We start from the raw sequence: 12,148 nt of genomic DNA, 5'->3' as shown, positions 1-12,148 counted from the left end.
CCGCCTGTCAGCCGGTCTCCACCAACTGCACGTACTTCTTGCCGAGTTGCGACATGGCGTGGTCGAACTCCTTCTGCGAGATGGCCTCGTGCAGCGTGCCGAGCACCGCGCGCAGACCGCGGCCGGCTTCCGGCCGGGTCAGGCCGGTGCGCTCACGCACCCTGCGGATCGACTCGTCCGGCCCGAAGGTCTCCGTCTCGCCGCTCCCCCGCTGGAGCGAGACACGCAGGGACTCGGGAAGTTCGAGGGCCAGGTCGCGGACCTCGCCGTCGCTGAGCCGAACGCCCAGCGTCTCGAGAGTGGCACGGGTGAGATCGGCCGCTTCCTGCCGCGAGAGTCCCGACCGAACGGCCACCAGCTGGAAGAACTCCTTGTCGTCCATGCGAGCCTCCACATCGGAATCGAGGGGTGGGCGAGGGAGGCATCCTCACCCACCACCTTGCCACGCCCGCATCCCCCGTGCGAGGCACCGCAAGCCCACCCCTCACGGGCGGCGGATCACCCACCGGCACGGGACACCTGCGGTGACCGCTCCGTCGCCCGGAGTGCCAGGTGGGCGCCGCCCCGCGCACCGCGCCGGGTCAGCTCAGCGTGCGCAGCATCGACGCCTCGAAGGGCTGGAGTTCGCCGGTACGGCCTTCGAAGACCTTGGCCGCCCACTCGGGGTCACCGAGCAGGGCCCGTCCGACGGCCACCAGGTCGAACTCGTCGCGCTCCATCCGGTCCAGCAGCCGGTCGATACCGGTGACGCCCGCCTGTTCGGCCCGGAACGTCCCGATGAACTCGTTGTCGAGACCGACGGAGCCGACGCTGACCGTCGGCTTGCCGGTGAGCTTCTTGACCCATCCGGCGAGGTTGAGGTCCGAGTCCTCGTACTCCGGCAGCCAGTAGCGGCGCGTCGAGCAGTGGAAGGCGCTGACCCCGGCGTCGCTGAGCGGCCCGACGACCGCCTGGAGCTCGTCCGGTGTCTCGGCGAGACGTGCCTGGTAGTTGCCCATCTTCCACTGAGACATCCGGAGGAGGACCGGGAAGTCCAAAGACACCGCCGCCCGGCAGGCCGCCACGATCTCGGCCGCGAAGCGGGTACGGGCACGGAGGCTGCCGCCGTACGCGTCGGTGCGGTGGTTGGTGGCCGACCACAGGAACTGGTCGATCAGGTAGCCGTGCGCACCGTGCAGCTCGACCCCGTCGAAGCCGAGGCGTTCGGCCGCTGCGGCCGCGTCGGCGAACGCCGCGATGACGTCGTCGAGGTCCTGCCGGTTCATGGCATGACCGGACGGGGTGCCGTCGAGGGCGATGCCGGACGGGCCGGAGGGCGGGGCGTCCGGGAACGGCGGCGCGCCTGCCGCGCGGGCCATGCCGACGTGCCACAGCTGCGGCATGATCGTCCCGCCCGCCGCATGCACCGCCCGGACGACGCGCTCCCAGCCGGCGAGGGCGTCCTCGCCGTGGAAGCGCGGCACGGCCCCGCTGGTCCCGGCGGCCGGGTGATCGACGTAGGTGCCCTCGGTGATGATCAGCCCGGTCCCGCCGGCGGCCCGGCGCGCGTAGTAGTCCGCGACGTCGGCGCCCGGGACACCGCCGGGCGAGAACTCGCGGGTCATCGGTGCCATGGCTATCCGGTTCGGCACGGTGAGACTGCCCAGGGTGAAGGGGCGGGAGAGCACCTGGGCCGCGCGGGCGGCGGAATCGCTGGAATGCACGTGTGGGCTCCTAGGACGGGGAAAGCGGTCGCGGAGCGCCGCGGGTGGACGCTCCGCTCTGCGCAACACCCGAGAACGGAGGCTTCATCCGCTTTCGGCTGTTGTCTGCGCCACAGTGCTCGCCCGCTGGTGCCCACAGTGGCCGACAGTGCTCGCCCGCTCCGGCCGGGGGCCGGCCGCGCCGGAGTCCTCAGATGGCCATCGCCTCCTGGATCCACCGGTTCACCCGGTACGGCAGCCACCACAGCAGCGGCCCGGTGCGGGCGACCAGGCGCTCCTCCAGGAAGTCGGCGGCGATCACCTCGGGGACGGCCGCCGGCGGTGCGCCGTAGGACAGTTGGCCGATCGCCTCCCGGTACGCGGGCTCGTCCGTGGTGAAGCGGCGCAGGTGGCCCCATCGGCGGTCGCGGATCTGGACGAAGCCGGGGCCCTGGCGCCACACGCATTTGCAGAGGTAGTGCTCGTCGCGCCACCGGGAGAGCGCGGCCGCCTCGTCGGCGGGGCCGCTGAGGGTCCGGGGCGGCTGAAGGTGACAGAGCTCGCGCCAGCCGTCGGCGGGCCCGTCCGGCAGGCGCAGCTGCCACTGGACGAGCACGGCGCGTGCCGTCAGATCACGGACCAGACACAGCTGCCGGACCGCGTGCGCGGCGGCGTCGGGGGCCGCACCCGGGTCGTCGACGGCGGTCAGGTCGATCTCCTCGGCGAGCCGCACCCGCCGTACCCCCAGCTCCCACAGCCGGGCGGCGTGCTTCTCCGGCGGTCCGGCCAGGTCGAGTTCGCCCAGGCTCATACCGGGCAGGGTGCAGGCGTCCTCGTCGTAGTCCCGCCAGGCGGCGAGCGTCAGTGCCCGGGGGGCGGGGGTGGTGGTGCGGGTCATGGATGTCTCCTCGTGGGCCGGACGACGTGGGCCGGACGACGGCGGGGCGCTGAAGACCGACCCCGGAAGGTGTCTCCCCTAGGCATGGACGACGTCCCGGGGTGTCTGCGGCGTCTCGTGGTGGACGGGTGCGGCGTGGCGGTGGCGCATGAAGTCGAGCCGCAGCAGGTCCTCGTTGACGGCCGCCGGTGCCAGGTGGACGTACTGGCCGCCGTCGGTGAAGACCAGGCCGAGCGTCACCCAGCGCTGGAGGAGGGTGTGCACGGCGGCCGCGTCGAGCCGCTGTCCGGGCAGCCGTGCGGCGAGCTTGCGGGTCAGCGCGGCGGGGGCGTGCGGCTGGTCGAGCAGCTTGAAGGCCGCGATCTCCGTGGGATCGGTCAGCTCCATGGTTCCCCAGTCGAAGGCGCGTCTGCGGCTGACCAGCACGATGCGGTCACCGAGGTCGGTGTGCGTGAGCCTGCTGTCCACGTGGTGTTTGCGCCAGGCGCCCAGGGCGTCGTTGAGGGCGGTGACGGTCGGTTCCCCGATGCCGCGTTCGGGTGCCTCGAAGACATAGGCCAGGTCGTACAGTTCGGACTCGGGCAGGTCGTAGGTGAAGCGGTAGTGCTCCTCGGGCCGCAGGCCGGTGAAGCCGAGTTCGGGCCGGTTGAAGTACGGGCTGAAGCGTTCGATGGCGATGCGCGCGGAGAGGTCGACCGGCGGGTCGAGGTGTTCCAGTGCGGGCAGTTGCGCGATGACCGGGTCGTAGTCGGCGGCACTCTCGCCGGGGAAGCCGTGGAGGTAGTTCCAGGAGACGGAGAGCCCGGTCTCGGCTCCGTCGCGGAGCATCCGGACGTTCTGGCAGCCGCTCACGCCCTTGTCCATCAGGTCGAGCACCCGGCTGTTGAGGCTTTCGATGCCCGGCTGGACGTAGATCATCCCGGCGTCGGCGAGGGTGCGCAGCTGGGTCCGGCGCATATTGGCCTTGATTTCGATGTGCAGGCGCAGGTCGTAGCCGCTGTCGATGATGCGGGGCAGGACGGTGTTGAGGTAGCCCATGTCGAGGATGTTGTCGACGACGTACATGTCCAGCACACGGTGGCGGCGCGCCAGGTCCATGATCTCCTCGTAGAAGGTCTCCGGGCTCTTGCTGCGGAACTGCATGAAGGAGCCGTTGAGGCCGCAGAAGGTGCAGTGGTGCTTCTCGCCCCACCAGCAGCCGCGGGCGCCCTCGACGACGAGTTTGGGTTCCACCCAGTTGCGGGCCACGGAGGACGCCAGCCGCTCGAAGTAGCCGCTGTAGTCGGGCGGCAGGATGGTGGCGGGAGGCAGCGGGCTGGTGCTCATCGGGTTGGCGGTGCTGGTGCCGTCGGGGCCGCGGTGGCACAGTCCGGGGACGGCGGACAGGTCGCCGCCCTCGTCGAGCGCGGTGAGCAGCTGGGGGAAGACGGCTTCGCCCTCGCCGCGGACCACGAAGTCCAGGAAGGGGAAGTTGCGGTGGCCTGCCGCGCCCTGTTCGGCGTCGCAGTTGGCGCCGCCCATGACGGTTTTGATGTGCGGGGCGAGGCGTTTGACGTGCTTGGCGGCGGCGAGCGCGGCGGTGTTCTGCTGGAAGGTGGAGGTGAAGCCGACGACGTCGGGGCCGGCCGCGACGATCCGTTCGGCGGTCTCCTGGACGAACTCCGGTACCACCCGGTGCAGTTCCTGGGACATCCGCAGCCGCTGCTCCCGCAGCTTGCCGCGCATCGAGGCGCGGAACTCCGGCACCCGCCACTCGGGATCGTCGTAGAGGGCGGAGGAGAACACCCAGTCGCCGCATCCCATGAAGTAGGAGGAGAGCGCATAGAACTGGTAGTCGTCGGCGGTGAACTCGGTGCGCCGGGTGATCCAGTCGGTGAACTCCAGGTTGGCGTGCAGGACATCGGCGTGACCGGAGGTGCGCTCGTCGACGCTGCGTCGGAGGATTCCGAGTGCGAGGGACGGGAGGTCGATCGGTGACCAGGGCATGTTGACCAGCAGGACGCGCATGTCGGCTCCTCGTAGGCGGCGGGGTGGGAGGGGAGGTGGCCGGCGGCCGGCCGGTACGTACGGCGGTCCGGCCGGCCCGGCGGTGTACCGGGCCGGCCGGGGAGGGTCAGTCCTCCTCGGTGTCCTCGGCGTTGCGGAACGGGACGGTCACCGTGATGCCGATGCCCGGCTTGCGGTTCTCCTCGTCACCCGCGAGCGGGTCGTTGTGGATGATGTCCTTCTGCATGGCTGTGTCTCCTGTTCTGCCGGTAGGGCGGGAACGGTTCTCACATTTCCGGGGGCGCCGGACGGGCCGGTGCTCCCGAAGACCCCGTCCGCTGCGGGACGGGGGGTTCGGTGGGCCGCGGGGTGCGGCGCAGGTGGGTGCCGAGGAAGCCCATGGCGTGCTGCAGGGCGGCCACGTGGTGCGCGCCGGTGTAACCGTCGTGGCCGGTGTCCAGCCACCGGGACTCGTGCGCGACACCGGCCCGGTGCAGGGCGGCCAGATAGCTCCGGACCTGGCCGGGCGGGCATTTGGCGTCGCGGGTGGCGGCGATCACCAGCAGCGGGGCGCGGACCTCGGCCGCGTAGTGGACGGGCGAGCTGCGCGCATAACGCCCTGGCACGTCCTCGGGGGTACCGCCGAACAGCCGCTCGTCCAGGGCCCGCAGCGCGGGGGTGCCGGTGCGGTGGGCCGCGGCGCAGTCGGCGACCGGTTTGACGGCGACGCCCGCCTGCCAGAGGTCCGGCCGGGTGCCGAGCGCGAGCAGGGTCAGATAGCCGCCCCAGGAGGTGCCCCACAGGCCGATCGCGTCCTCCCGGGCCAGGCCGCGGCGGAGCAGGTCGGCCCGGACCGCGACGAGGTCGGCGACCTGGGTGAGCCCCACCCCCTCGCCGTACGCGGCGCGCCAGGCGGGTCCGTAGCCGGTGGAGCCGCGGTAGTTGACCCGCGCGACCGCGAACCCGGAGGCGATCAGCGAGTGCACCTGCGGGTCGTAGGCGTCGCGGTCGTGGTCGGCGGGTCCGCCGTGTATCAGGAACACCAGCGGGGGCCGCGCGCCGCGGGTCGGTTCCGGTTCGCCGAGCAGGGTGTGCACGGGACCGTCCGGGCCGGGGGTCCACAGGTCACGGTGCCGGCCGGGGGCGGGGGCCGGCAGGGCGGGGAGCGCCGGCAGCCGGGTGCCGGCGGTGGAGCCCATCCGCGGCGGGGTGGCCGTATCGGTCCAGAGGAAGTGCACGTCATCGCCCGGGTGCGGGACGGCGTCGAGCAGGGTTCCGGGCGGGGTGGGCACCGGGGTCAGGGTGCGCCGGTCGAGGTCGGCGGTGGTGAGGGCGGAGCGGCCGTGGCGGTCGTGGCGGATGAGGACCCGTCGCCCTTCGGGATACCAGCGCGCGGTGATCTCGGTGTCGAAGCGGCACCAGGTGTGCGGCCGCAGTCCGGCGCCGGGCCGCCAACTGGCCAGGTGGTAGCCGTCGTTGTCCTCCTGGACCAGCAGGAGTTCGGTGCTGGAGGGGGTCGGCGCGAAGCCGAGCGCCCACCGCCGTCCGCGCCGCCCGGAGAGCTGGTCGAGGACCGCCCCGGAACAGGTCACGAGGGTGACCGCACGGTCGGATCCGGCCGCCCCCGACAGCGCCAGCAGCCCGCCCGACGGCGAGATGCCGGTCAGCAGCGCGGGGCCGTCCACGGTGCGCACCGGCCGGGCCGGGCCGCCCGGTGTGCCGAGGTGGACGGTCATCGAGCGGCCGTCCCCGAGGCCGAGGGCCACGGTGCCGGCGTCGCTGAGGGCGAGACCGCACGGGAGGCCCGGGCGCAGTCCGGTCAGACCGGGGTGCCGCACTCCGCCCTCGAAGTCCTGGAAGTACCAGAGCCCGGCGCCGTTGCGGTCCTCGGTGAACCACCACACCCGGGCGTCCGCGTCGAGCGCGCAGTGCACCGTGCCGTCCGGGCTGTCGGTGACCTGGCGTGCGGTGCCGGTGGCGGCGTTCCAGGTGAAGATCTCGCAGCGGCCGTCGGCGTCCGCGGCCAGGGCCATCCGTACCGGGTCGCGCGGGCAGACCTCGGGGAGCGCCGGCCGGTAGACCCGGAATCCGGTGCCGGGCGGGGGTACGGCGGTGCCTGCCGCGGTCGCGGTCATACGGTCTCCTCCTTCGTCCCGCGGAGGAGGCGCGGTGCTCCGCGGGTCGCGTACAGCGCGAGCACGGTCAGCAGCACCGCACAGCCCAGGAGGGTGGCTGTGGCCCCGGCGCGGCCGGCCGCCAGCCCGGCGAGGGCCGGGGCCAGGGCCGCCGCCGCGCCCGCCGCGGTGGCCAGCACGGTGCCGGTGCGGGCCTGCAGTCCGGGCGGGGTGATCCTAAGGATCCGGGTCTGCAGCGCCACGGTGGCCGGCGGCGTCAGGAAGCAGAGGAGTCCGAGGAGCAGTCCGAACTGCCAGGCGTCGCGGGCCACCACCAGTGCCGCGGCGGGCGGCACCATCAGCCAGGACACCGCCACCAGCACCGTCGCCGCCGGGTGCCGGCCGGCCAGTCGCGGTGCGGCCAGCGCACCTGCCAGGCCGGCCGCCCCGGAGAGGGCGAGGACCAGGCCCAGCGGAGCCGCGCCCCGGCCGTGGTCCTGGAGGGCGAAGACCGTCGTGTAATACAGCGCGACGAGCAGGGCGTTGACGGCCGAGATCCACACGAGCGCCAGCCGCAGGACGGGCTCCCGGCGCAGCAGCGCCACCCCTGCCCCGGCCTCGGCGAGCAGGGCCCGCCGGGTCCGGCGCGACGTACCGCCCGGCGACGGCTGCTCCGGCCGCGGGGACAGACCGGAGCGCATGGCGCGGATGCCAACCGCCGCGACGACGTACGACAGGGCGTCCACGAGGAACGGCAGCCAGGCGCCGGCGGCGAAGAGCAGTCCGCCCAGTGCGGGCCCGACGATGAGGGCTCCGCGCTCCCCCGCCTGTAATCGGGACAGCACCCGCCGGTGCTCCTTGGGGGGACACACCAGCGCCACGGTGCCCAGCGACGCCGCCTCGTAGCAGGCGGTCGCGCACCGCTCGACGAGCACGGCGGCCAGGAGAACGGCCGGCGGGACCCGGCCCGCGGCGACCGCCGCGGTGACCCCGGTCATCGCGGCGGCGGACACCAGCGCGGCGCCCACCATCACCCGCTTACGGGCCCCGCGGTCGGCGGGCACGGCGGCGAGCGGGCCGAGGACCAGCGTGGCGACCGCGAACAGCCCGGCGAGGGCGCCGACTTCGGCGGGGGAACGGCCCAGCCGCAGCAGCAGCAACGGGAGCACGAACCCGGACACCTGACTGCCGAGTGCGTCACAGGTGCCCGCCCACCAGAACAGCCGGATGTCGCGGCGGGCGTGCGGCAGGGGGACGGCGGACGCCGGCGCCGGAGCGGAGTGCGCCATCACGGACGGCCCGGGGCCGGTAAGCCGTGCGGTGCGTCGTCCGCGCGCGGGGTCGCTGCTCGCCGTTCCATGCGAAGCCACCTCACGTTCGTGGGCAGATCGTGAAGATTGCCACACCAATAGGTCAACTTGCGGAGGAAATGTGCCAGAAGCGTGCTGGAGCTTAACCAGCCAGTGACGCAGGCCACAAGGTGTCGGGCAATGAGCCTTTTCCGGCCTCGGCGTGAGCGGGTCACATGGAGGGTGGGGACGGCCTGGACGAGGCGGTGATGCACGCCGGGGCCCGGACCGGAATCTGCCCGGTGGGCCGACGCCGGTCCGCCACAGGTTCAGTCTTCGAGGGGTGGCAGCCCCGGCAGCAGCTTCTCGATCGTGATGGGGAAGTCGCGCACACGCGTCCCGGTGGCGTTGAACACCGCGTTGGCGACCGCGGCACCGGACCCGCAGATGCCCAGCTCGCCGATGCCTTTCGCGCCCAGGACGTTGGCCTTGTCGTCGTAGCCGTCGAGGATGACGACCTCGACATCGGGGATGTCGGCATGGACCGGAACCAGGTACTGCGCCAGATCCCGGTTGACGAAGGCGCCGGACCGCAGATCGACCACGGCTTCCTCCTCCAGGGCCGCGCCCGCTCCCCAGATCATGCCGCCGATCAGCTGCGAGCGGGCCGTCTTCGGGTTGAGCACCCGCCCCACCGAGAACACGCCCAGCATCCGCCGCAGACGGATCTCGGCGGTGTCCGCGTCGACCCCCACTTCGGCGAAATGGGCGCCGTAGGTATGGATCGAGTAGGCCGAGTAGTTCGGGTCGTCGCCCATGAAGAGGGTTGTGCCCTCCGCCTCCGCACCGTCGGGGTGGTGGCGGGCGACGATCTCGCCCAACGGCTCGGACGCGTCGCCGATGCGCACGGTGCCCCCGGCGAACACGGCGCCGGCCGGGTCCCGGCCGTGCAGCGCAGAGCGTTCATCGCCGCGCGCCGCGACCAGCAGCTTCTCCCGCAGGGCGGCACACGCCCGGTGCACCGCGGTGCTCGATCCGGCGGCGCCCCATGAACCACCGGAGCCCCAGCTGGAGGGCAGCCCGGAACGCCCGAGCTCGATCCGCACCCGGTCCGGCGGCAGCCCCAGCCCCTCGGCGGCGACCTGGGTCAGGATGGTGTAGGTGCCCGTGCCGATATCGGTCATGTCCGACTGGACGACGGCGGTGCCGTCCGGCTCCAGCCGCACCCGCGCCGCCGTCGGCCCCTGGAAATGCCCGCGGATGGCGGCCGCCATGCCGTAGCCGACCAGCCACCTCCCCTCGCGCACACTCGCCGGGGTGGCGGGGCGGTGCTCCCAGCCGAACCGGCGCGCGCCGTCGCGCAGGCAGTCGACCAGATGGCGGTCGCTGTAGGGCACGTCGCGCTCGGGATCGACGGTGGGCTCGTTGCGGATCCGCAGCTCGACCGGGTCCATCCCGAGCGCATCGGCCAACTCGTCCATCGCCGACTCCACCGCGAGCAGGCCCGGCGCCTCGCCCGGCGCGCGGACGTCCGACCCGCGCGGCAGATCGAGCGGCGTGAGCCGGTGGCTGGTCAGCCGGTGGGGCGCGGCGTAGAGGCTGCGGGTCGTGGCGGCGGTCTGCTCGGCGTACTCCAGGTCGCGGTTGGTGTGCATGGTGACGTCGTGGGCGAGCGCCGCCAGCCGTCCGTCGCGCCCCGCACCCAGCCGCACCCGCTGGCTCGAGGTGGGGCGCAGGCCCACGAGCTGGAAGACCTGCTGCCGGGTCAGTGCGACCTTGACCGGTTGGCGCAGCTCGCGGGCGGCGAGCGCGGCCAGGACCGTCTCGGCATGGATGCCCAGCTTGGAGCCGAATCCCCCGCCGACGAAGGGACTGACGATATGAATCCGCGCGGGGTCCATCCGCAGCGTGCCGGCGACCGAGGACTGCGCCGCGTCGACGATCTGGCAGCTGACGTAGACGACCAGGTCCTCGCCTCGCGGCTCCGCCAGACACGCATGCGGCTCCATCGGCATCGAGAACTCGTACGGCGTGGTGTAGTACGCGTCGACCCGCACCGCGGCGGCATCGAATCCGGCATCGAAATCGCCCACCGACGTATCGGTGGGGAGCCCGGCATTGACCACTTTCGGGATGTACGTCTCCTCGTCGTCCCCGGCGAAGTCGAACCGTCCCCGCCCGACCGCGTACTCCACCTCGACAAGCTCGGCCGCCGCTCGGGCCTGCTCGAAGGTCTCGGCGACGACGAGCGCCACCGGCTCGCCGTAATAGTGGATCTCCGGGCCGGTCAGCACCGGCTGGGCACGCCAGTACTCCAGCGCGATGGACTCATCACGCGGGCCTTGCGCCGGGGCGTTGTGATACGTCATCACCATACGGACGCCGCCCGCGCTTTCGGCGTCCTCGGTGTCGATCCGGGTGATGCGGCCTTTGCCGATCGTCGCGCCGACGATGACCCCGTACAGCGGTTGGCCGGCCTCCCAGTGCTCGTAGGCGTACGCGGCCCGGCCGGCGACCTTCAACGGGCCGTCCACCCGGTTCAGACCTTGCCCGATCATCTCGCCTCCTCAGCTCGACCGGGCCGCTTGCGCCAGCGTGCGGCACAGCGTGCGCCGGGCCAGTTCGATCTTGAAGTCGTTGTCCCCCTGCCCCACGGCGTCCCGCATGGCGGCGTCGGCGGCGGTGCGGTAGGTGGCCATCGTGGCGGGACGGCCGGCCAATGCGGCCTCCGCGTCGAGGGACCGCCACGGCTTGTGCGCCACTCCGCCGAGCGCCACCCGCGCCTCGCCGATCGTTCCCTGCTCGACCGAGACAACCGCCGCCACGGAGACCAGTGCGAACTCGTAGGACGCCCGGTCGCGCACCTTGCGGTAGAGCTGCCGGCCCGGCAGGGGCGGGGGCAGGGTCACGCCCGTGATCATCTCGTCGGGCCGCAGCACGGTCTCGATGTGCGGCGTATCGCCCGGCAGCCGGTAGAAGTCCGTGATGGCGACGCGGCGCACCGACCCGCCGGCGTCGAGCAGTTCGATCTCGGCCGCCAGCGCGGTCATCGCGACGGCCATGTCCGAGGGGTGGGTGGCGATGCAGGACTCGCTGGCGCCGAGGACCGCATGGATCCGGTTGAAACCGCCGATGGCCGAGCAACCCGACCCGGGGTCACGCTTGTTGCAGCCCGCGGCCGTGTCGTAGAAGTAGGGGCAGCGCGTGCGCTGCAACAGGTTTCCCCCGGTGGACGCCTTGTTGCGCAACTGGCCCGAGGCGCCTGACACCAGCGCCTGCGACAGCACCGGATAGCGGTTTCGCACCCGGGTGTCGGCGGCCACATCGGAATTCACCGCCTGGGCGCCGATGCGCAGTCCGCCGTCCGGCAGCTCTTCGATGTCCCGCAGCGGGAGCCGGCTGATGTCGACCAGATGGCTGGGGTGCTCGATGTCGAGCTTCATCAGGTCGAGCAGATTGGTGCCACCGCTGATGAACTTCGCACCGGCCGTGGACACCGCGGCGACGGCGGCCCGTGCGTCCGTTGCCCGCTCGTAGGTGAAGGACCTCATTGCGGGCCTCCCTCCGCGATGCCGCGGATGGCCGCGACGATGTTCGGGTAGGCGGCGCACCGGCAGATGTTGCCGCTCATCCGCTCGCGGATCTCCTCGTCGCTCAGCGCGATCCGCGACGCGGACACCTCGGCGGTGGCGTGGCTGGGCCACCCCGCCTCCACCTCGGCGAGCATGCCGACCGCCGAACAGATCTGGCCGGGTGTGCAGTAGCCGCACTGGAAGCCGTCACAGTCGACGAAGGCGCGTTGCACGGGGTGCAGGTCACCGGGGTCGCCCAGGCCCTCGATCGTCACCACCTCGTCGTCCTCGTGCATGACGGCGAGCGTCAGACAGGAGTTGACGCGCCGGCCGTTGATCAGCACGGTGCAGGCACCGCACTGCCCGTGGTCACACCCCTTCTTGGTTCCGCTCAGGCGCAGGTGTTCGCGCAGCGCGTCGAGCAGCGAGGTCCGCGGATCCACCTCGAGCCGCCGCACCTGATCGTTGACCGTCAAGGTGATCGCCGACAGCGGGGCGGCCTCGCCCTGGCTCCGCCCCGCGGCTCTTGTCTCTGCCTCGCTCATCACGGCCCGCCCTCCTCGACCGGGTGCGGTGTCACGCCGGATCACGCCGGATCACGCCGGGA

9 protein-coding genes are annotated in these 12,148 nt (G+C 72.5%); all 9 read right to left on the bottom strand.

The window, feature by feature from the left end; all coding sequences use genetic code 11:
* Window positions 1-7 precede the first annotated feature (7 nt).
* The 9 genes from D9V36_RS37505 to D9V36_RS37465 all read right to left on the bottom strand — a co-directional run bounded on the left by D9V36_RS37505 (window position 8) and on the right by D9V36_RS37465 (window position 12,086).
* The gene (locus D9V36_RS37505; RefSeq protein WP_129297689.1) at window positions 8-382 is read right to left on the bottom strand and encodes a DUF2267 domain-containing protein; all 375 of its coding nucleotides are present in this window, start codon (window positions 380-382) and stop codon (window positions 8-10) included.
* 199 nt (window positions 383-581) lie between these two features.
* The gene (locus tag D9V36_RS37500) at window positions 582-1,703 is read right to left on the bottom strand and encodes an NADH:flavin oxidoreductase (protein WP_129297688.1); all 1,122 of its coding nucleotides are present in this window, start codon (window positions 1,701-1,703) and stop codon (window positions 582-584) included.
* A gap of 190 nt (window positions 1,704-1,893) precedes the next feature.
* Window positions 1,894-2,580: a DUF5825 family protein gene (locus tag D9V36_RS37495; protein ID WP_129297687.1), complete on the bottom strand. Its 687-nt coding sequence runs from the start codon at window positions 2,578-2,580 to the stop codon at window positions 1,894-1,896.
* Window positions 2,581-2,658: 78 nt separating this feature from the next.
* The gene (locus tag D9V36_RS37490) at window positions 2,659-4,587 is read right to left on the bottom strand and encodes a RiPP maturation radical SAM C-methyltransferase (RefSeq protein WP_129297686.1); all 1,929 of its coding nucleotides are present in this window, start codon (window positions 4,585-4,587) and stop codon (window positions 2,659-2,661) included.
* Between the two features lie 266 nt (window positions 4,588-4,853).
* On the bottom strand, window positions 4,854-6,701 hold the full coding sequence (locus D9V36_RS37485; RefSeq protein WP_129297685.1) for a S9 family peptidase: 1,848 nt from the start codon (window positions 6,699-6,701) through the stop codon (window positions 4,854-4,856).
* Window positions 6,698-8,050 carry an MFS transporter gene (locus D9V36_RS37480; protein ID WP_241721191.1) on the bottom strand — a complete coding sequence of 451 codons (1,353 nt, stop codon included), beginning with the start codon at window positions 8,048-8,050 and terminating at the stop codon, window positions 6,698-6,700. The genes D9V36_RS37485 and D9V36_RS37480 overlap by 4 nt, the downstream gene beginning before the upstream one ends.
* 248 nt (window positions 8,051-8,298) lie before the next feature.
* Window positions 8,299-10,527: a xanthine dehydrogenase family protein molybdopterin-binding subunit gene (locus tag D9V36_RS37475; RefSeq protein ID WP_129297684.1), complete on the bottom strand. Its 2,229-nt coding sequence runs from the start codon at window positions 10,525-10,527 to the stop codon at window positions 8,299-8,301.
* A gap of 9 nt (window positions 10,528-10,536) precedes the next feature.
* Window positions 10,537-11,520, bottom strand: a complete 984-nt coding sequence (locus tag D9V36_RS37470) for an FAD binding domain-containing protein (protein WP_129297683.1) — start codon at window positions 11,518-11,520, stop codon at window positions 10,537-10,539.
* A complete protein-coding gene (locus tag D9V36_RS37465) occupies window positions 11,517-12,086 on the bottom strand; it encodes a 2Fe-2S iron-sulfur cluster-binding protein (protein WP_129297682.1) in 570 nt (189 codons plus the stop codon). The genes D9V36_RS37470 and D9V36_RS37465 overlap by 4 nt, the downstream gene beginning before the upstream one ends.
* Window positions 12,087-12,148 lie beyond the last annotated feature (62 nt).

Source organism: Streptomyces lydicus (assembly GCF_004125265.1).
Lineage (GTDB): Bacteria > Actinomycetota > Actinomycetes > Streptomycetales > Streptomycetaceae > Streptomyces > Streptomyces lydicus_C.
The sequence above is the reverse complement of the archived record's forward strand: the minus strand, read 5'-3'. Positions and strand labels throughout refer to the sequence as shown.